The 20,264-nt window shown below is 65.8% G+C and carries 21 protein-coding genes; 19 read left to right on the top strand and 2 right to left on the bottom strand.

Annotation, left to right across the window (positions count from 1 at the left end):
- Positions 1-63 precede the first annotated feature (63 nt).
- The 5 genes from K678_RS02860 to K678_RS17535 all read left to right on the top strand — a co-directional run bounded on the left by K678_RS02860 (position 64) and on the right by K678_RS17535 (position 6,320).
- The gene (locus K678_RS02860) at positions 64-732 is read left to right on the top strand and encodes a TetR/AcrR family transcriptional regulator (protein ID WP_021130955.1); all 669 of its coding nucleotides are present in this window, start codon (positions 64-66) and stop codon (positions 730-732) included.
- Positions 729-1,685 carry an HlyD family secretion protein gene (locus K678_RS02865; protein WP_021130956.1) on the top strand — a complete coding sequence of 319 codons (957 nt, stop codon included), beginning with the start codon at positions 729-731 and terminating at the stop codon, positions 1,683-1,685. Before K678_RS02860 ends, K678_RS02865 begins: the two co-directional genes overlap by 4 nt.
- Positions 1,682-2,638 carry an ABC transporter ATP-binding protein gene (locus K678_RS02870; protein WP_021130957.1) on the top strand — a complete coding sequence of 319 codons (957 nt, stop codon included), beginning with the start codon at positions 1,682-1,684 and terminating at the stop codon, positions 2,636-2,638. Before K678_RS02865 ends, K678_RS02870 begins: the two co-directional genes overlap by 4 nt.
- Positions 2,635-3,777, top strand: coding sequence for an ABC transporter permease (locus K678_RS02875; RefSeq protein ID WP_021130958.1), 1,143 nt, complete (start codon positions 2,635-2,637; stop codon positions 3,775-3,777). The genes K678_RS02870 and K678_RS02875 overlap by 4 nt, the downstream gene beginning before the upstream one ends.
- A gap of 131 nt (positions 3,778-3,908) precedes the next feature.
- Positions 3,909-6,320, top strand: coding sequence for a mechanosensitive ion channel domain-containing protein (locus K678_RS17535; protein WP_021130959.1), 2,412 nt, complete (start codon positions 3,909-3,911; stop codon positions 6,318-6,320).
- On the opposite strand, the gene K678_RS02885 is transcribed toward K678_RS17535, so the two are convergent.
- Positions 6,321-6,644 (bottom strand): hypothetical protein, encoded by a 324-nt coding sequence (locus K678_RS02885; protein ID WP_021130960.1) that lies wholly within the window; start codon positions 6,642-6,644, stop codon positions 6,321-6,323.
- Between the two features lie 12 nt (positions 6,645-6,656).
- On the bottom strand, positions 6,657-7,406 hold the full coding sequence (locus tag K678_RS02890; protein ID WP_021130961.1) for an MgtC/SapB family protein: 750 nt from the start codon (positions 7,404-7,406) through the stop codon (positions 6,657-6,659).
- Between the two features lie 132 nt (positions 7,407-7,538).
- Between K678_RS02890 and K678_RS02895 the strand changes: the two genes are divergently transcribed.
- From K678_RS02895 to hypF, 14 genes are all read left to right on the top strand, one after another.
- Entirely contained in the window at positions 7,539-7,847 is a 309-nt protein-coding gene (locus K678_RS02895) for a hypothetical protein (RefSeq protein WP_021130962.1), read from the top strand.
- Positions 7,848-7,936: 89 nt separating this feature from the next.
- Positions 7,937-9,361, top strand: a complete 1,425-nt coding sequence (locus K678_RS02900; RefSeq protein WP_021130963.1) for an SDR family oxidoreductase — start codon at positions 7,937-7,939, stop codon at positions 9,359-9,361.
- 295 nt (positions 9,362-9,656) lie between these two features.
- Complete coding sequence (locus K678_RS19905; RefSeq protein ID WP_414532583.1) at positions 9,657-10,037, top strand: twin-arginine translocation signal domain-containing protein; 381 nt, start codon at positions 9,657-9,659, stop codon at positions 10,035-10,037.
- An 11-nt stretch (positions 10,038-10,048) separates the two neighbouring features.
- Positions 10,049-10,777 (top strand): hydrogenase small subunit, encoded by a 729-nt coding sequence (locus K678_RS02905; protein WP_414532585.1) that lies wholly within the window; start codon positions 10,049-10,051, stop codon positions 10,775-10,777.
- Between the two features lie 17 nt (positions 10,778-10,794).
- The gene (locus tag K678_RS02910; protein ID WP_021130964.1) at positions 10,795-12,585 is read left to right on the top strand and encodes a nickel-dependent hydrogenase large subunit; all 1,791 of its coding nucleotides are present in this window, start codon (positions 10,795-10,797) and stop codon (positions 12,583-12,585) included.
- A gap of 65 nt (positions 12,586-12,650) precedes the next feature.
- The gene (gene cybH, locus K678_RS02915) at positions 12,651-13,376 is read left to right on the top strand and encodes a Ni/Fe-hydrogenase, b-type cytochrome subunit (protein ID WP_021130965.1); all 726 of its coding nucleotides are present in this window, start codon (positions 12,651-12,653) and stop codon (positions 13,374-13,376) included.
- 4 nt (positions 13,377-13,380) lie between these two features.
- A complete protein-coding gene (locus K678_RS02920) occupies positions 13,381-13,965 on the top strand; it encodes a HyaD/HybD family hydrogenase maturation endopeptidase (RefSeq protein WP_021130966.1) in 585 nt (194 codons plus the stop codon).
- Positions 13,966-13,970: 5 nt separating this feature from the next.
- The gene (hypC, locus tag K678_RS02925; RefSeq protein ID WP_021130967.1) at positions 13,971-14,273 is read left to right on the top strand and encodes a HypC/HybG/HupF family hydrogenase formation chaperone; all 303 of its coding nucleotides are present in this window, start codon (positions 13,971-13,973) and stop codon (positions 14,271-14,273) included.
- Positions 14,274-14,306: 33 nt separating this feature from the next.
- The gene (locus K678_RS02930; RefSeq protein ID WP_021130968.1) at positions 14,307-15,113 is read left to right on the top strand and encodes a hydrogenase expression/formation protein; all 807 of its coding nucleotides are present in this window, start codon (positions 14,307-14,309) and stop codon (positions 15,111-15,113) included.
- A complete protein-coding gene (gene hybE, locus K678_RS02935; RefSeq protein WP_021130969.1) occupies positions 15,110-15,595 on the top strand; it encodes a [NiFe]-hydrogenase assembly chaperone HybE in 486 nt (161 codons plus the stop codon). Before K678_RS02930 ends, hybE begins: the two co-directional genes overlap by 4 nt.
- A gap of 449 nt (positions 15,596-16,044) precedes the next feature.
- Entirely contained in the window at positions 16,045-16,629 is a 585-nt protein-coding gene (locus K678_RS02940; RefSeq protein ID WP_021130970.1) for a nickel-dependent hydrogenase large subunit, read from the top strand.
- Positions 16,622-16,963, top strand: a complete 342-nt coding sequence (gene hypA, locus K678_RS02945; RefSeq protein WP_021130971.1) for a hydrogenase maturation nickel metallochaperone HypA — start codon at positions 16,622-16,624, stop codon at positions 16,961-16,963. Before K678_RS02940 ends, hypA begins: the two co-directional genes overlap by 8 nt.
- Positions 16,963-17,907, top strand: coding sequence for a hydrogenase nickel incorporation protein HypB (gene hypB, locus K678_RS02950; RefSeq protein WP_039851911.1), 945 nt, complete (start codon positions 16,963-16,965; stop codon positions 17,905-17,907). The genes hypA and hypB overlap by 1 nt, the downstream gene beginning before the upstream one ends.
- Positions 17,904-20,174: a carbamoyltransferase HypF gene (gene hypF, locus K678_RS02955; protein ID WP_051185822.1), complete on the top strand. Its 2,271-nt coding sequence runs from the start codon at positions 17,904-17,906 to the stop codon at positions 20,172-20,174. Before hypB ends, hypF begins: the two co-directional genes overlap by 4 nt.
- The last annotated feature ends 90 nt before the right edge of the window (positions 20,175-20,264 follow it).

Consider the following 20,264-nt stretch of genomic DNA (forward strand, 5'->3'; position numbering starts at 1 on the left):
TTGACAGGGTGGGGGTGATAGGCGCAACTTACTGACTGGTTAGTCATTAACTTGAATCGAATTATGACCCACGCCAGCACCCCCGTCTGTCCCGATTCGTCCGCTACCAAGCCGCGCCGTCAGCGCCGCAAGGAGGCGCGTCCGGGTGAGATTCTCGAGGCGGCGCTGGAGGTGTTCAGCGCCAAGGGGTTTGCGGCGGCGCGGCCCGACGAGATCGCGGCGCGGGCCGGAATCTCGAAAGGGACGCTGTATCTGTATTTCCCCAGCAAGGAAGAACTGTTCAAGGCGATGGTGCGCCAGACCGTGTTGCCCAATGTCGGCGAGATGGAACGCTGGGCCACCGGGTTCGAGGGCTCGGCGACCGAGATGTTTCGCGGCCTGCTGGCCCGGATTGCCCGGATCTTTTCCACCAGCGCGGTGGGGCGGATGCCGAAGATCATCATCAGCGAGGCGACCGCCTTCCCCGAACTGGCCCAGTTCTGGATCAGCGAGGTGGTCGAGCGCGCCTTTGCGGTGATGCGCTCAATCCTTGATCGCGGTGTCGCGGCGGGCGAGTTCACCCCGGTCCGGGCCGAGGCGGTGATCGTGCTGTTCTCGCCGATGCTGATGCTGGCGCTGTGGAACCAGTCGATCGGCCCGGCGGTGGGGCGGCCACTTGATCCCGAGATGATCGCGGCCGAGGCGGCGCGGTTTCTCCTCGACGGGATTCGGGTGCGGGAGGGCGAAGGATGACACGGCTTGGTCTGATCGTCGGTCTATTGCTGCTGGCGGGTTGCGGCGACGAATCCGTTCCGGTTCAGGGCTATGCCGAGGGCGATTACCTGCGGATCGGCTTGCCCACTGCCGGGCAGGTGGCCGAGATCAAGGTCGGACGCGGCGGTTGGGTCGAACCGGGCGATCCGCTGTTCTCGCTCGACCGTGGTGCCGAACAGGCGGCGGTGGCCGAGGCCCAGGCCCGGCTGGAGCAGGCCCGTCATCAGCGCGACAATCTGCTGACCGGCAAGCGGCGGTTGGAATTGCGCGCGATCGAGGCCCAGCGCGCCCAGGCCGACGCCGATCTGCGGCTGGCCGAAATCCAGGTGCGACGGCAGGAGGCGCTGATCCGCACCGAAACCACCTCGCAGGCCAGCCTCGACAATGCCCGCGCCATCGTCGAGCGCGACCGGGCCCGGGTCGGCGAATTGTCGGCCCAACTGGCCTTTGCCCGCGAGGGCGGGCGCAGCAGCGAGATTTTGGCCGCCGAGGCGGCGGTGGGGGCGGCCCAGGCGGCGCTCGATCAGGCCCTGGTTCGGCTACGGCTGCGCAGCGCCGAGGCCCCCCAGGCGGCGCGGGTCGAGGACGTTTTGTTCCGCCCCGGTGAAACCGTCGCCGCCGGTCAGCCGGTGGTCAGCCTGCTGCCGCCCGGTAACATCCTGGTCCGCTTCTATCTTCATCCCGATCAGGTCGGGCGGATCGGGCAGGGGAGCGTGGTCGCGCTGTCCTGCACCGGCTGTGCCGAGGGTCAGACCGCGACGGTCAGCTTCATCGCCCGCGAGGCGAGCTACGTCCCGCCGATCCTCTATTCCCGTGACAACAAGGACAAGCTGGCCTTCCTGGTCGAGGCACGGCCGACCGCCTCGGCCGAGCGGCTGCGGCCGGGCCAGCCGGTCTCGGTCACTCTGCCGCCGAATGGTCCGGCGAAATGACCGCCGCCGCCCCCGCCATCGCGGTCGAAGGTTTAAGCAAATCGTTCGGCGGGCGAACGGTGGTTGATGCGCTGTCGCTGACGGTTCCGGCGGGGAAGATTATGGGCTTTCTCGGCCCCAACGGATCGGGCAAGACCACGACGATCCGGCTGTTGTGCGGGCTGTTGACCCCCGACAGCGGGCGGGGAACCTGTCTTGGCCTCGACATCTTGACCCAATCGCCCGAAATCCGCCGTCAGATCGGCTATATGACCCAGAAATTCTCGTTCTACGAGGATCTGTCGATTGTCGAGAATCTGGATTTCGTCTCCCGCGTGTTCGATCTGGCCGACCGCAAGCGCAAGGTCGCCGCGACGCTGGAGCGGCTGGGGTTGGCCGACCGCCGCGACCAACTGGCCGGGCAATTGTCGGGGGGCTGGAAACAGCGGCTGGCGCTGGCCGCCTGCATCCTGCACGAACCCCGCCTGCTGCTGCTCGACGAGCCGACCGCCGGGGTCGATCCCAAGGCGCGGCGCGAGTTTTGGGAGCAGATTCACACCCTGGCCGCCGACGGACTGACCGTGCTGGTCTCGACCCATTACATGGACGAGGCCGAGCGTTGCCACGAAATCGCCTATCTCGCTTATGGTCACCTGCTGGCGCGCGGCACCGTCGCCGAGGTGATCGCGGCGGCGGGTCTGACCACCTTCACCGCCCAGGAATCCGGGACCGGATCGTTGCGGATTGCCGATCTGGTCCGCGCGCTCGCCGGGCTGCCGGGGATTGATCTGGTCGCGCCGTTCGGGTCGGCGCTTCATGTCGGCGGCGGCGATGCCGCCTTGCTGCGCCACAGCCTCGCCCCCTTCCTCGCCCGAGCCGATTTCGTCTGGCGCGAGGATGCGCCGACCCTGGAAGACGTCTTCATCCATCTGATGGGACGCTCGACCGACAATTTCGCCGGGGGGCCGCGATGACGATCCGCTTCGGTGCCTCGGCTCACCGGCTGTGGGCGATGGTCTTGAAGGAATTCATCCAGATGCGGCGCGACCGCCTGACCTTCGCGATGATGGTCGGGATTCCGCTGATCCAGTTGATCCTGTTTGGCTTTGCGATCAATTCCGACCCGCGTCACCTGCCGACGGCGGTGTTGGATTCCGACCGGGGGCCGTTCGGCCGCGCCCTGATCGCGTCGATGCAGACGTCGCGTTACTTCGATCTGGTCCAGTTCGTCGCTACCGAGGACGAAGCCGACGCATTGCTGGCCGAGGGCAAGGTCCAGTTCGTCGTCTCGATCCCGGTCGATTTCTCCCGCCGCGTCGCCCGGGGCGACCGCCCGGCGCTGCTGGTCGAAGCCGACGCCACCGACCCGGCGGCGACCTCGGGCGCGCTGGGGGCGTTGGAGACGATGGCCCGCACCGCGCTCGACCGCGACCTCACCGGCTCGCTGGCCGGGCTGAAAGTGTCGCCGCCGCCGTTCGAGTTGCGGCTCCACCGCCGCTATAACCAGGAAGCCGACACCCAGTACAACGTCGTCCCCGGCCTGATGGGGGTGGTCCTGACGATGACCCTGGTGATCATGACGGCGCTGGCGGTGACCCGCGAACGCGAGCGCGGCACGATGGAAAACCTGCTGGTGATGCCGCTGCGCCCGATCGAGGTGATGCTGGGCAAGATCGCGCCCTATGTCGTTGTCGGCTATATCCAGGTCGCGGTGATCGTGATTACGGCCCGGCTGGTGTTTGCCGTTCCCATTGTCGGCAGTCTGTGGCTGCTGACCCTGACCAGCGTCGTGTTCATCGCCGCCAATCTGGCGATCGGCTTTACCTTCTCGACGGTGGCGAAAAACCAGACCCAGGCGATGCAGCTCAGCTTTTTCTTCTTTCTGCCCTCGATCCTGCTGTCAGGGTTCATGTTTCCGTTCCGGGGAATGCCGCTGTGGGCGCAATATCTGGGCGAAATCCTGCCGCTGACCCATTTCCTGCGGGTGGTGCGGGGCATCATGCTGAAAGGCAACGGTCCGGCTGAGATCGCTGCCGAGGTCGCGGCCCTGGCGGTGATCTTGCTGGTGGTCAGCGTGATTGCGGTCAAGCGCTATCGCCAGACGCTGGATTGACGCCAACCGGCCAAAGATTTGGCCGGTTGGTGTGCCCCCTGTGCCGGACGCATCCCCGCCCAGCGCTGGCGCATTGGTTCTTTTCGCTTAAGTAAACGGCTCGACCTTCGCCAACAGGACCCCCCCACCCGATGACTTCCCTCCGCTCGATCGTCGCCCTGGTCGCCCTGCTGCTGTTGAGTGGTGGAGCGGCGGGGCAGGGTCTGACCTCCACCTCCCTCGGCGGTTCGGCCTCGGCTCCGCCCGCGCCGAGTTCGGCCGCCTCGGCCGCCGCCTCGGCTGCGTCCGATGCCAAGGCCGAAGCGGCTTCGCTTCAGGCCGAACTGGACGAAGCCCGCGCCGATTACGCCCGTGCCAGCAAGGTTCCGCCCCCGCCGGCGGCGCTGCCCGCCGAAGTGGTCGAGCGCGATTACCTGCTGGGCGAGTTGATGGCGGCGCTGGAACGCCACCTCGACATCATCGCCCGCCTGCCCGAGGCGCTGCGCCGCGTCGCCGATCAGGAGGAAAAGACCCGGTCCTGGGTGGCCAATCCCAATCCGCCGCCGGTGTCGATCCTGGCGGTCGATCGTCAGCGCGATCTGCTCGAGGACACCCGAGCCCGGCTGAGGGCGGCGACCCAGCGCGAGGGATTCCGCGATCAGCAGATCGCGGGCGAGGAAAAACGGTTGAAGGCCAGCGAGATCGTCGTCCGCCAGCAGGGCGAGCGGATCGACGCCGCCGAGGCAGAGCCGCAGAAAAGCCGGGAAATCTGGCTGCGCGATCTGGCCCGGCTGCGCTCGCGCTCGGCAGCCGCCAGCATGGCCGAGGCCAAGGCGGCCAAACGCATCGACCATGCTGAAATCGCCGAACTGCGCGCTCTGGCCCAGGTGCAGGAATTGCGACTGGCCGAATTGCGCAGCAACGAGCATTTCGCCGAGGCCGACCTGAACGCGGTGCTGGCCGATCTTGATCGCCAGACCGCCCCGTTGCAGGCTCGGTTGATCCGCCAGCAGGCCGCTACCAACCAATCGCACCGCCAATACGATCAGGCCCAGCGGGCGCTGGCCGCGTTCAAGGCGGCCAATCCCGCTGTCCCGGTCAAGGGCAGCGTGATGGAACAGCGGCTGAAGAAGCTGGAGCGCGAGGTGGCGCTGCGCCGTCTTCAGGTCGATACCGACGATATGGCCGACGACACCCTGCGCCGGATGATCGAGGCGCGCGGCTGGGAACGGGCGGGGTGGCAGTTCCGCTGGTACCTGTTCAACGGCCAGGACGACCGTGACAAGCTGCGTGAGGCCGAGGCCAATCTGACCCTGACGGTGCAGAAGCTGGAGAATTGGCAGCATTACCTGCGCGACGAGCTGGCCCGCACCACGCCGTTTGGCGGCGAGGATAATTCGTCCCGGGTGGCGAGCCGGACCAAGGCCGACGCCCAGGACAACGTCGCCCTGCGCGATGCCTATAGCCAGCGCGCCGTGATTTTGCGCGACGCGATTAATCTGGTCGATGGGCTGCTCCACACCTTCCGCGCCTGGGGGCAGGACCTTCAGGTCACCAACGGCAACAAGCCGCTCGCCTCGGTCGCCCGGTCGAGCTGGGCGTCGGTGGTCCATACCGTCCGCTCGGTGTGGGATTTCGAACTGTTCTCGGCCGAGGACAGTATGGAGGTCGATGGCCGCCGCATCACCGCCGTCCGCAGTGTCACCATCGGTAAAAGCCTGGGCGTGATCCTGCTGGTGGTGTTGGGGGCGATTCTCAGCCGTCGCCTCCTCAACATGCTGGGCGCGATCGCCTCGAACCAGTTCCGGTTGCCCAAGGATTACGCCAGCACCATCGTCCGCTGGCTGCACATCGTCATCGTCACGATGCTGTTTATCGTCGCCTTGTACGTCGCCAACATCCCGCTGACGGTATTCGCCTTCCTGGGTGGTGCGCTGGCGATCGGCGTCGGCTTTGGGACCCAGGTGATCCTGAAGAACTTCATCAGCGGCATCATCTTGCTGTTCGAACGCCCGCTGCGGGTCGGCGATATCGTCGAAGTCGGCGCGGTCAGCGGCACGGTGACCCATATCAATATCCGCTCCTCGACGGTGCGGACCTCGGATGGGATCGAGATTTTGGTGCCGAATTCGACCTTCATCGAAAACAACGTCACCAACTGGACCTACAGCAATGCCCGGGTCCGCCGTTCGGTCTCGGTCGGAACCGATTACGCCTCGCCGCCGGAAAAGGTCGCCGAAGTGCTGATGACGATCGCCCGCAAGCATCCCTCGGTGCTGGAAGAGCCGGCCCCCTGCGTTTTGCTCGACAGTTTCGGGCCGGATTCGATCAATTTCATCCTGCGCTACTGGATCGATTACGCCAGCGGAGCCGATAGTTCGAAAGTCGCTTCGGAAATCCGCTTCATGATGGCGTCCGATCTGACCAAGGCAGGCATCTCGATCCCCTATCCGCAACGGGTGGTGCATTTGCGCAAGATGCCCGACGACCTGGTTCAGGCCCCGCTTGCGGGCACCGCCCCCGCTCCTCCTCCGCCGCCGGTCGCGCCCGATGAGGAGGAATAGCTACCTCTGATCGGGGGGCGTGCAGCAGCATTGATGCCGCAGCCGGGTGTTCGAGCGGATGTTGTCGTCCTGGAACGCGGCCCAGCCCCGGCGCCAGCGGTGCAGGCGGCGGCGGGACAACACCAGCCCGGCGGCGGTCAATAGCGGTTCCAACTCGCCCAGGGTGGCGCGGTTCAGATCGTAGGACAGCGTGACCCTCCGCCCGTCGTCGTTGGGGCTGATCTCGGCAATCCCGGCAATCGCCGCGACCCGCGCCAGGGTGGTGGGATCGGCGGCGCTATCCAGGGCCAGGATAAGGCGGCGTGGCAAGGGGGCGTGGGTCATCGCGGTTCGGCTCTAATTCTTGGCGTGGGAGATTTGCAGTCCCTCCAGGCCGGGCAGGGCGGCCAGGGTGGTGGCCAGCCGGTCGATCGAAGGGATTCCGGTATGGCGGGACGAGGCCAGGAAGTGCCATTCCGTCCAGTCTGCCGCGATCTCGATCGACAGGGATTCCGGGCTTAAGGCGAAGCCGTGGGCGGCGATCATCTGGTGCAGTTCGATCTCGGATAACGCCCCGGCCTTGGTGCAGCGCAGCCGCACCGCCAGTTCGTGATTCGACGGCAAGCGCCATTCGACTTGGCGCAACGCCAACATCCCCAGCGTGGCGAGCAGGGTCAGAATGAACGCGGTGGCGTAATAGCCGATGCCGACGACGATCCCGATCGCCGAGGCGGTCCAGATCGAGGCGGCGGTGGTCAGGCCGCTGATGGTGAAGCCATCCTTCATGATGACTCCGGCGCACAGGAAGCCGATCCCGGTGACGATGCCCTGAATCACCCGGGTCGGATCGCCGACCAGGGCGTTGGTGACGCTGCCGCCATACCACGAGGCGGGATGGCCGACGACGACGGTCAGCGCGGCCGAGGCCATGCAGACGAAGCCATAGGTGCGCATTCCCGCCGCGCGTCCGTTCCAGGTGCGCTCATAGCCGACCACCAGCCCCAGCAGCAGCGCGCCAAGGATGGTCAGGCAGGCCAGAACGTTGTCCTGCACCACGCGGTCGGACCAGTAAGCGACGGCAAGATCGGTCAGGCTCTGTGCGGTCATCCGTGGGGGTATCCTGGATAGGGGCAGGGTCCATTGTGCGATCAGGCGGCGGCGATATGAACTGATTTCGCCGCGCGTGTGCTATCCTGATGGTGGTGCAACGCCGGAGAGGGCGACCGACGGGAGAGCGTGATGACCGGATACCGCGTTTCTTTCATCCGTTCCTCGGGCTGGACCCGTCTGGGTCTGGCCGGGGCGGTGCTGTGCCTGTTCCTGACCCCAATGCTGTGGTCGTTCGGACTGTTCGGCGAGGGCGACGTGGCGCTGAAGCGGGCCATCGTCTTTGCCGTGTCGGGGGCGTGGCTGTTCGGGCTTGGTTTTTTCCTGGTCGGCTGGGCCTTGCAGGGTTTCGTCGTTCGGGTGCGGAGTTCCGAGGACGAGGACGAGCATCATTCCGCCGCCCGTCCCTCTGGGGCGCCGCCTGGACGCCGGGCTCCGTGATTTTCGAATTCGCTCAATTGACAAGAGGGTGGCCTTACCAAAAGGCGTATGCTGGTCGGACGTCTCTCACCTGAAACGGGGTCCTGGCGATGCATGCTTTGGTATTCGGTGCCTCGGGGTATGTCGGCTCCAATCTGGTTCCGGCGCTGCTGTCCGCCGGTCATGTCGTTCGCGCCGCCGCGCGTCGCCTTGATGCGATTGAGGCGCGGGAATGGCCCGGAGTCGAATGCGTCCAGGCCGACGCCCTGCGCCCCGACAGTCTGGCGGCGGCCTTGGCCGGGATTGATGTCGCCTATTACCTCGTTCATTCGATGGCGGCGGGGAGCGATTTTCCCGACATCGACCGCCGGGCCGCCCTTGCCTTTCGCGATGCGGCGGCAAAAGCGGGGGTGAAGCGGATCGTCTATCTCGGCGGGTTGCAGCCCAAGGGGGGCGGTTCGGCCCATCTGGCGTCGCGCTCGGAAACCGGCGATGTGCTGCGGGCCGGTTCGGTTCCGGTCACCGAAATCCGCGCCGGGATCATTATCGGCCCCGGATCGGCGGCGTTCGAGGTGATCCGCGATCTGGTGTTCCATCTGCCCGCGATGGTGACGCCGAAATGGGTTCATTCCCGGTCACAGCCGATCGCGCTCGACGATATTCTGGCCTATCTGATCAAGCTGCCCGACTTTGCCCAGTCCGCCGGTCAAATCTATGATGCGGGCGGGCCCGAGATTTTGACCTACCAGGACATGATGCAGGTGTTCGGCGATCTGGTCGGCCGTCATCCGCTGATTGTCCCGGTTCCGTTTCTGACGCCGCGTCTGTCGTCTTACTGGCTGGCTCTGGTGACGTCGGTTCCCGCCAATATCGCCCGCGCCCTGATCGGGGGATTGGAACATGACGTGCTGGCCGACGATGCGGCGATCCGCGCCCTGATCCCGCTTCCGCTGAAAGCCTACCGCGACGCGGCCCAGGCGGCGCTGGATGCCGAACGGACGGCCAGCGAACCGCCCCGCTGGGTCGAAGGCTCGATGCGGCATCGGCAGAACCGCCCCGATTTCGCCTATTACGCCAAATTCTATCGGGCCGAGGCGACGACGACGGCCCCCGCCGACGCGGTCTGGGCCCAGATCACCCGGATCGGCGGCGACCACGGCTATTACTTTCTCGATGCGCTGTGGCAGGCGCGGGGGGCGGTGGATGGCCTGCTGGGAGGCGTCGGGATGCGCCGGGGGCGGCCATCGTCCGAGACGGTCGTGGTCGGCGATGTGATCGATTTCTGGCGGGTGATTACGGTGCAGCCGCTCAAGCGTCTGACCCTGCTGGCCGAAATGCGTCTGCCCGGATCGGCGACGCTCGATTTCGAGATCAGTCCGGCCGGGCCGGGTCGGGTTCTGATTACGGTGACGGCCTATTTCCATCCCGCCGGATCGTTGGGAATCACCTACTGGAATGCGCTGCTGCCCATCCACGCCGCGATTTTCCATGGGCTGGTGCGCGAGATCGCCCGTCGGGCCGTTGCCTCCTCCTAAAATCCCGGCCAAGCCGAAACGGGACGAATATTAGGGAGAACGCAGGTCGGACGCGCTCGGATTGAAAATACAGAATATCCCTGAGCCGGTCTACTTCGTCGCATCATGGCGGAGCGAAGCCCGGCCGTGGTCCGTAAGAATTTGTGTTCGGCATATCTTTCCCCTCTTTGCAGCGGCGCAGGTTGTGCGTTACCCTTCTGACGGGTGGCGGACGTTCCAAAACAATCAGGATCGTCCGCAAGCCCCAAAACTAAAAAAAGACCGGTAGGCACGATACGTCGAGGAGAGATAGCCGATGAGCGCTCAGATCGAGACGTTCTACGAGTTGATCCGTCGTCAGGGGATTACCCGCCGAAGCTTCGTCAAATTTTGCAGTCTGACCGCCGCCAGCCTTGGCCTTGGTCCGACCGGCGGCGCTGCGGTGGCTCAGGCGCTGGAGACCAAGCCCCGCATTCCGATCATCTGGATGCACGGGCTGGAATGCACCTGCTGCACCGAAAGCTTTATCCGCTCCGCCCATCCGCTGGCGAAGGATGTCGTGCTGTCGATGATCTCGCTCGACTACAACGACACGATCATGGCCGCCGCCGGTCATCAGGCCGAGGCGATCCTTCAGGAAACGCGGCAGAAGTATAAAGGTCAGTACATCCTGGCCGTCGAGGGCAACCCGCCTTGAACGAAGACGGGATGTACTGCATCGACGGCGGCCGTCCCTTCGTCGAACGGCTGACCGAGATGGCCAGCGACGCGATGGCGGTGGTGGCCTGGGGCGCCTGCGCCTCGTGGGGCTGCGTCCAGGCGGCCAAGCCCAATCCCACCCATGCGGTGCCGATCGACAAGGTGATCCGCAACAAGCCGATCGTCAAAGTGCCCGGCTGTCCCCCGATTGCCGAGGTGATGACCGGCGTCATCACCTATGTGACGATGTTCGGCCGTCTGCCCGATCTCGACCGCCAGGGGCGGCCGAAGATGTTCTATTCCCAGCGCATCCACGACAAATGTTACCGCCGTCCCCATTTCGACGCCGGGCAGTTCGTCGAGGAATGGGACGACGAGGGCGCGCGCAAGGGCTTCTGCCTCTACAAGATGGGGTGTAAGGGGCCGACCACCTATAACGCCTGCTCGACGACACGGTGGAACGGCGGCGTGTCGTTCCCGATCCAGTCGGGGCATGGGTGCATCGGGTGTTCCGAGGACGGGTTCTGGGACAAGGGGTCGTTCTACGACCGCCTGACCGGGATCAACGCGTTCGGGATCGAGCGCAATGCCGACCAGATCGGTCTGGCCGCCGCCGGGATTGTCGTCGCGGGCATCGCCGTCCATGCCGGTATCACCGCCGTCCGTCAGCTGACCACCAAGCCCAAGGACACCATCAAAACAATCGCGTCCGAACCGACCGATAAGAACGCCGGCTGACAGGGGGATACATCGTCATGGGCGCCCAGACACCGAATGGCTTTTCCCTCGACGCGTCCGGCAAGCGGATCGTCGTCGATCCCGTGACCCGCATCGAGGGCCATCTGCGCGTTGAAGTGAATGTCGACGAGCACAACGTTATCCGCAATGCCGTCTCGACCGGGACGATGTGGCGGGGCATCGAAGTCATCCTGAAAGGACGCGATCCGCGCGACGCCTGGGCCTTCACCGAACGGATTTGCGGCGTGTGCACCGGCACCCATGCTTTGACCTCGGTGCGGGCGGTGGAAAACGCGCTGGGGATCAGCATCCCGGAAAACGCCAACACCATCCGCAACCTGATGCAACTGGCCCTTCAGGTCCACGACCATCTGGTGCATTTCTATCACCTCCACGCCCTTGACTGGGTCGATGTCGTCTCGGCATTGAAAGCCGATCCCAAGGCGACCTCGATTCTGGCGCAATCGATCTCGCGCTGGCCGATGTCGTCGCCCGGCTATTTCAAGGATCTTCAGACCCGGTTGGCCAAGTTCGTCGAATCCGGCCAGCTTGGCCCGTTCAAGAACGGCTATTGGGGGCATCCCGCCTACAAGCTGCCGCCCGAGGCCAATCTGCTGGCGGTCGCCCACTATCTCGAAGCGCTCGATTTCCAGAAAGAGATCGTCAAGATCCACACGATCTATGGCGGCAAGAACCCGCATCCCAACTGGCTGGTTGGCGGCGTGCCCTGTTCGATCAATGTCGATGGGACCGGGGCGGTCGGCGCGATCAATATCGAACGGCTCAATCTGGTGTCGTCGGTGATCGACCGTACGCTGGAGTTCGTCGAGCAGGTCTATCTGCCCGATGTCGTCGCGATCGCCGGGTTCTACAAGGATTGGCTCTATGGCGGCGGGCTGTCGTCGAAATCGGTGATGTCCTATGGCGACATTCCCGAATATGCCAACGATTACACGGATAAAAGCCTGCTGTTGCCGCGCGGCGTGATCCTGAACGGCAATCTGAAGGAAATCCACGAAATCGACCTCAATGCGCCGGATCAGGTCCAGGAATTTGTCGCCCATTCCTGGTACAAATATCCGGACGAAACGGTCGGCCTGCATCCCTATGACGGGGTGACCGAGCCCAATTACCAGCTTGGCCCCAAATCCAAGGGCAGCAAGACCGACATCCAGTCTCTGGACGAATCCGCGAAATATTCCTGGATCAAATCGCCGCGCTGGAAGGGCAACGCCGTCGAGGTCGGCCCGCTGGCCCGCTACATCATTGGCTATGCCCAGGGCAAAGCGGAGTTCAAGGACCCGACCGACAAGCTGCTGACCGATCTCGGCCTGCCGCTGACGGCGCTGTTCTCGACGTTGGGCCGTACCGCCGCCCGCGCGCTGGAATGCCAGTGGGCCGCGCAGAAGATGCGCTATTTCCAGGACAAGCTGCTCGGCAGCATCAAGGCGGGCAATCTGGCCACCGCCAATGTCGAGAAGTGGGACCCGGCCACCTGGCCCAAGGAGACCAGGGGCGTCGGCTTTACCGAGGCGCCGCGCGGTGCGCTCGGCCACTGGATCCGGATCAAGGATGCCAAGATCGACAATTACCAGTGCGTCGTTCCCACCACCTGGAACGGCAGCCCGCGCGATCCCAAGGGCAATATCGGTGCGTTCGAGGCCTCGTTGCTCGACACCCCGGTCGCCGATCCGAACCAGCCGCTGGAGATCATCCGCACGCTGCATTCCTTCGATCCCTGCCTCGCCTGCTCGACCCACGTGATGAGCCCGGACGGACAGGAAATGGCCAAGGTCACCGTGCGCTGAGGCGCCACGGTGACCCCGTACCATCGACTGTCACGACATGAACCCAAGTCGGAAGGGGAAAGGCCATGCCGGAACTCACCAAACTCCAGGGGGCGATCGACAGCCAGGGCGAGCGCGCCGTCAGCCGCCAAACCGTCTATGTCTATGAGACGGCGGTTCGGCTGTGGCACTGGATCAACGCACTGGCGATCACCGTTCTGGGCATCACCGGATATCTGATCGGCTCGCCGCCGCCGTCGGTGCCGGGCGAGGCCAGCGCCTATTATCTGATGGGCTATATCCGTTTCGCTCACTTCTCCGCCGGATACATTCTCGCGATCGGGTTTTTGTTCCGGCTGTATTGGGCCTTTGTCGGCAACCGCTATTCCAAACAGATTTTCGTTCCGCCGGTGTGGAACAAGCTGTGGCGGTGGGGGCTGGTCTATGAGCTGAAATGGTATCTGTTCCTGGTCAAGGACCCGAAAAAGTATATCGGGCACAATCCGTTAGGCCATGCCGCGATGTCGAGTTTCGTTGTCGTGCTGATCTTCATGATCTGCTCGGGCTTTGCGCTGTATTCGCAAGGGGCGGGCAACGATAGCTGGCAGTTCGCGTTGTTCGGCTGGATGTTCAGCATCTGGCCCAACGCCCAGGACGTCCACACCTGGCACCATCTCGGGATGTGGTCGATCGTGATCTTTGCGATCATTCACGTCTATGCAGCCGTGCGCGAAGACATCTTGTCGCGTCAGAGCACGATCTCGTCGATCGTCTCGGGCGAGCGCGTGTTCCGCGACGATTTCCGGAACTAAAGCGGTGGAGACGACGATTCAGACGGCCGATGCCAGGATTCTGGTTCTTGGCATCGGCAATATCTTGTGGGCTGACGAAGGGTTCGGGGTGCGGGCGGTGGAGGAATTTCACCGCCGCTATCTCCTGCCCCCGTCTGTCACCGTGCTCGATGGTGGGACTCAGGGGCTGTACCTCGTCCAGTTCGTCCGCGAGGCCGACCAGCTTCTGGTGTTCGACGCGATCGATTACGGGCTTGAGCCCGGCACGGTCAAAATCGTCCGCGATGACGAGGTGCCGAAATTCACCGGCGCGAAAAAGATGAGCCTGCACCAGACCGGGTTTCAGGAGGTGTTGAGCGCAGCCGATCTGCTCGGCTCGTACCCGCGCCATCTGGCCCTGGTCGGCTGCCAGCCGCTCGATCTTGAAGATTGGGGTGGGCCGTTGACGTCTCCGGTGCGGGCGGCGCTGGAACCTGCGCTGGAGGCGGCGGTACAGATTCTGGCCGAATGGGGCATCGTCGCCACCCCGCGTCCAGAGGGGGACGAGGGCGTGGGGCTGCTATCCCACGATATCGATTCGATCAGCTTCGAACGCCGCGCCGGGGAGTAACGGGAATGTGTATCGGGCTGCCGATGCGGGTGGTGAGCGGCGATGACTTTTTTGCCGAATGTGACCGCCGGGGGGCATCCGAGCGGGTTTCGCTGATGCTGGTCGGGCCGCAACCGCCCGGCACGGCGCTGCTGGTCCATCTCGGCTCCGCCGTGCGGGTGCTCGACGACGACGAGGCGCGGCTGATCGACGACGCCCTGGACGGAGTCGCCGCCGCCGCCGAGGGGCGGCCGTTCGATCATCTGTTCGCCGATCTGATCGACCGCGAGCCGCAACTGCCCGACTTCCTGCGTCCCGAGACGGTTTAAGACTCCCCAAAAACGATCCTGGAGAAAACATTGATGGTGCTGGATCGGTTGGACGAACGGGCGGATGAACGCGCCCCATCCCTGGCGTTTCTGTCCGGGGCCGGAGCCGAAGAGGCGGTGGCGCGGTGCCCTCGCGTTGCCGCTCTGCTGCCCCGTTTGGCCGAGGCGCTCGCGGCGCGGGGGGCGGGGGAGGCCGATCATCGTTTCGATCTGGCCGGGCTGGACGAATTGGAACTGACCCTGATCGCCGACGTGTTGGGCGAGGGCGAGGTCTCGGCCATCGTTACCTTGCCCGACGGACTGGTCGTCCAGGTCGAGGAATCTGTGATGGCCGGGTTGTGGCGGGTGCGGATCGTCGCCGCCGATGGGCGGATCGTCGCCGACAGTCTGGATGTCGCGGCGATCCCGGAAACGGTGCGGGGCGCCGCTTTGATGCTGACCCGCCCCGATATCCGGCTGGAAGCGCCGCCCAAGGGGCTGGCCACCGCCGCCGTGCTGATCGCCGAATTGCGGGCCCATCTCGAATCCTGGCGGTCGGGTCAGCCCAACCGGGTCGTCACGATTTCGCATCTGCCGGTCCCGCAGGAGGACATGACCTTTCTGCAAGAGCGGCTGGGTACCGGCCCGGTGCAGATTTTGTCGCGCGGCTATGCCCGCTGCCGGGTGGTCTCGACCGCGACCCGCCATGTCTGGTCGGTGCAATATCTCGATCCCAACGGCGCGGTGATGCTCGATACGCTGGAGGTCGGCGACGTCCCGGCGGCGGCGGCGGCCACTGACGAGGATATCCGCGATTCCGCCCTTCGGGTGGCCGAGATCGAGCGGACCTATTTCACATGACCGATCCGGTGCGGGAGGTGGCCGAGCGGCTGGGCACGCTCTATCGCGCGATCGATACGCGGGCGATGCGGGGCTTGCCGATCCACAATCCGCGTCTAGAGGTCCAGACGGTCGGCTTTCGTCCCTATCGGGGCTGGGCGTTGGGCGCCCTGGTGACCCCGTGGTTCATGAATCTGGTACTGGCCGAAATCGCCGACGGCCCGCCCTTGCCCTTGGCCGGATCGGGCGAGTCCCATGGCCTTGATCTGCCGGTTGGGTCGCTTGAGTTCGTTGTTGGTGACGTCGAGGGATTCGGGCGGCTGGATTCGCTGTCGCTGTTCTCGCCGATGGCCTCGTTCGACGATCCGGCGGTGACGAGGATGACCGCGGCGGCGGCGGTCGATGCGCTGTTCGCGCCGGTGCCGTCGGCTCCCGCCGCAGCCCTGGCCACGCCGCGCAATCGCCGTGACCTTCTGTTCGGGCGGGGGGCCGCTCCATCGTGACCGCGCCGTTTTTCCCCGGTTGTGTCCGTATCGCCGCCACCCTGGCTGACGGAGCCATCGTTTCCGCCAGCATCGCCTGCGAGCGCCCGCAAGGGCTGGGGGCCGTGTTCGCTCGCCATTCGCCCGATCAGATTCCCGATCTGGTCGGCCGTCTCCATGCCTTGTGCGCGGTGTCGCAATCGCTGGCGTCACGGTCAGCGCTGATCGCGGCGGGGCGGGGATCGATCCGGCCCTGCCTGCTGTCGCGACGCGCCGTCTGCCGCCGAACGGCTGGTCGAATTGCTGCGCGCGACCGCGATCGGCTTTGCCGACGTGGTGACGCCCGATCCGGAAGAAAGCCGGGCGCTGCGTCAGGTCCTCGCCGCCGGAGCCGCCTGTCTGGCCGGAGACGCAGGCGGAGATGAGGGGGGGCGATCGCGGCGGGGTTGGAGCGGTTGGGCGTGGCCGCAATGCCGCCGCCGCAAAGCTGGGCGGCCCGCATTGTTGCCCGCGCCGCCGAGATCATCGTGTCCGAGGAAGATTCGGTCGATCCGCTGGGCCCTGCCGACGATCAGGCGGTGATCGCCGCACTGCATCAGGGGGGCGATGCGTTCGTGGCGCGGCCCGCTCTGCCCGGACGGCGGGTGCAGACCGGCCCGGTCGCCCGCTCGGTTCTGGCCGGACGCCCGATCCGCTCACCGCTCGCTGCCCGCTATGCCGAGATCGCTCAGGCGGCGCGGCTGTTGGCCGGGGAGGAGGGGGCCGAGGCTCCCTGGCTGCGGTCGGAGCCGGTTGCCCCCGGGATCGGCTTTGCCGCCGTCGAAAGCCCGCGCGGACGGCTGCATCATCTGGTCAGCCTGGATGGCAAGGGCGGGCTGGCCCGTTATCTGATCCTGGCGCCGACCGAATGGACCTTTGCCCCCGCCGGTCCGTTTGCCGCCGCGTTGACCCGGTTGCATCCGCTGACCAGCGTTCCGGTCGAGCGCAGCATCGCCCGGCTGGCCGCTCTTTTCGACCCTTGCGTTGCCTGCGAGATCGAGGTGAGCCATGCATGAGATGGCCCTGGCCGAAAGCGTGATTGATCTGGTCGAGGACGCGGCCCGCGCCAACGGGGTCACGCGGGTCAAGACGGTGGTGGTCGAGATCGGCACCTTAGGCCACGTCTCGCCCGAGGCGCTGCACTTTTGCTTCGAGGCGGTCAGCCGCGACAGCGTTGCCGCGGGGGCACGGCTGGAAATCGTCTCGGTCGCGGGGGCGGGCTGGTGCCTCGATTGCGGTAAGAGTGTCGCGCTGGCGGAACGGTTCGGCGCCTGTCCCGAATGCGGGCGGCATCATGTTCAGATGACCGCCGGTGACGAAATGCGAGTCAAGGAAGTGGAGGTGGGATGATGTGCACCGTTTGTGGCTGCGGCGAGGCGTCGGTCGAGACCGGCACGAACAAAGCGGGCCATGCCCACACCCATGACCACACGCATTCCCATTCCCACCCGCATGAGCATGGGCACGGTCATAGCCATAGCCACGATCACGACCATACCCACGATCACGCTCATGAGCATATCCACGACCATGATCATGCTCATGACCATACCCATCCCCACGATTACGGCTCCGGTCCGGCGGGGGTGCATGTGCCGGGCCTCAGCCAGGAGCGGATCGTCCGGATCGAGCGCGATATCTTGTCCAAGAACGATGCCCTCGCGGCGGCCAACCGGGTCCGGCTGGCGGAACTCGGGGTGTTCGCGCTTAATCTGGTGTCCAGCCCCGGTTCGGGCAAAACCAGCCTGTTGGTCCGCACCATCACCGATCTGGCTGATAAATTCCCGCTGGCGGTGATCGAGGGCGATCAGCAGACCTCGAACGATGCCGCCCGCATCCGCGCCACCGGGGTTGCCGCGATCCAGATCAATACCGGCAAGGGCTGCCATCTTGACGCCCACATGGTTGGCCATGCCTTGGACGATCTGCCGCTGGCGGCGGGCGGGGTGCTGTTCATCGAAAATGTCGGCAATCTGGTCTGCCCGGCGGCGTTCGATCTGGGCGAGGCGTACAAGGTGGTGGTGCTGTCGGTGACCGAGGGCGAGGACAAGCCGCTGAAATATCCCGATATGTTCGCCGCCGCCGATCTGATGCTGCTGAACAAGTCCGATCTGTTGCCCCATCTTGAGTTCGACGTCGCCGCCTGTGTCGCCAACGCGCTCAGGGTCAATCCCCGGCTGAAGATACTCCAGGTTTCGGCCCGTACCGGCGAAGGATTGGGGGCCTTTCTCGATTGGATCGGGGCTGGCGTAGCGATGGCTCGGGCCACGGCGAAGGCCGCCGCGCCAGCGTGACCCGACGCGACGCGACGGTGAGGCGGGAAGCAATCCGGCTGCGCGGGCGGGTTCAGGGAGTCGGGATGCGCCCCTTCGTGTTCGGTCTGGCCGAGCGGCTGGGGCTGGTCGGCTTCGTCTGCAACGATGCCGAGGGGGTGGCGATCGAGGTCGAAGGCCGGGCGATTGATGCCTTCGCCGCGGCGCTTGCCGCCGAGGCCCCGCCGCTGGCCCGGATCGATGCGGTGGAGCGCCGCCCGCTTCCGCCCCAGGGTAGCGGCGGCTTTGTCATCGCCGCCAGCCGCGACGGCGGCGCGGTCGCCACCGCGATCCCCGCCGATGCCGCCCTCTGCGAGTCCTGCCTGGACGATCTGTTCGATCCGGCCAGCCGGTTCTATCTCTATCCCTTCGTCACCTGCACTCAATGCGGGCCGCGCTTCACCATCACCCGCGCCGTCCCCTATGACCGCCCCAACACCGCAATGGCTGGGTTCGCCCTGTGCCCGGAGTGCGAGCAGGCGTACCGTGACCCCCGCGACCGCCGCTTTCATGCCGAACCGCTGGCCTGTCCAATCTGCGGGCCGAGATTAAGTCTTTATCCCGATGAGCCCGAAGGCTCATCGGAGCCCTTATTCCCCATCGCCGCGATCGGGGCGGCGTTGCGGGCGGGACAGATTGTCGCGGTGAAGGGGATCGGCGGTTTTCACCTGATGTGCGACGCCAGCAACGAGGCCAGTGTCGCCGCTCTGCGCCACCGCAAGGGCCGCGAGTCCAAGCCGTTCGCGGTGATGGTCGCCAATCCGGCCTCGCTCGACCGCTTCGCGATCCCAGAGGCGGCCGAGCGGACCCTGATTGCGGCACCGTCGCGGCCGATCGTGTTGATGCGGGTGCAGCCCGGCACCCTGGCTCCCTCGGTCGCGCCGTCGCTGACACGGGGCGGCTTCCTGCTCCCCTATGCCCCGCTGCATCATCTGATCTTTCACGATCTGGCCGGACGGCCCGAGGGGCGGGACTGGCGGGATCAGGCCCAGCCGTTCGCGCTGATCGCCACCAGCGCCAATCCCGGCGGCGAGCCGCTGGTGGTTGAGGACGAGGAGGCACGGCAGCGGCTCGCCGGGATCGCCGATCTGATCGTCACCCACGACCGCCCGATCCTGATCCGGGCCGACGATTCGGTAATGGGGGGCGCGGCGGGTGGGCCGGTGTTCCTGCGCCGGGCGCGGGGTTTTGTTCCCGATCCGATTGATCTGGGCGAAGACGGGCCGTGCGTGCTGGGGGTCGGGGCGCATCTGAAGGCAACGGTGACGCTGACCCGGGGCCGCGAAGCCTTTGTCTCGCAGCATATCGGCGATCTCGACACCGCAGAGACTCTGCGATTCTACCGCGAGACAATCGCCCACCTGACCCGGATTTTGGACGTTTCGCCCGAGATCGTCGCCTGCGATTTGCATTCCGATTACGCCTCGACCCGCTATGCCGAGAGTCTTGACCGTCCCCTGATGCGCGTGCAGCATCATGCCGCTCATCTCGCCGCGATTGCCGCCGAGCATCGCCAGAGCGGCCCGGTGCTGGGCGTTGCGCTCGACGGTCACGGGCTGGGCGACGATGGCGGCAATTGGGGCGGCGAATTGATGATCGTCGAAGGTGCCTCTTGGCGGCGAATCGGTCATCTCCGCCCGCTGGCGCTGCCGGGGGGCGACCGCGCCGCCCGCGAACCCTGGCGGATGGGGGTGGCGGCGCTCGCCGCGATCGGACAGGCCGAGAGCGCGGCGGCGCGCTTTGCCGACATCCCGTTGGCGGCGGCGCTGGCGGCGCGGGTCGCCTCGGCCCCGACCACCACCAGCCTGGGCCGCCTATTCGATGCCGCCGCCGCTCTGCTGGGGCTTCGGACCCACCAGGGACATGAGGGGCAGGCGGCGATGGAACTGGAAGCGCTGGTGAGGGAGCCGCAACCGCTTCCCGGCGGCTATGTCCTGGCGGACGATGTGCTGGATTTCACCCCGTTGCTGGCGGCGCTGGCCGTACCGGGGATCGATCGCCGCGCCGGGGCAGAACTGTTTCACGGCACCCTGATCGCCGGGCTGGCCGCCTGGATCACCGCCGCCGCCGCCCGTCTGGGGATGGAGCGGGTCGCGCTGGGCGGTGGGTGTCTGATGAACCGGGTGCTGGCCGAGGGGCTGAGTGTCGCGCTGGAGCGCCAGGGGGTGCGGCCGCTGCTGGCGCGCGCGGTGCCCACCAACGATGGCGGTCTGTCGCTGGGCCAAGCCGCGATGGCGCGGGCCGTGTAATATCGGTGGGCCAAAGACTTGGCCCACCTTTTGCCCCTCGCCGGGCGGGCGCATCCGCGCCCTTGGCCGCCGCCGCAATGGCGGCTTGAT

The organism is Magnetospirillum fulvum MGU-K5, assembly GCF_000442515.1.
GTDB classification, from domain to species: Bacteria; Pseudomonadota; Alphaproteobacteria; order Rhodospirillales; family Magnetospirillaceae; genus Phaeospirillum; species Phaeospirillum fulvum_B.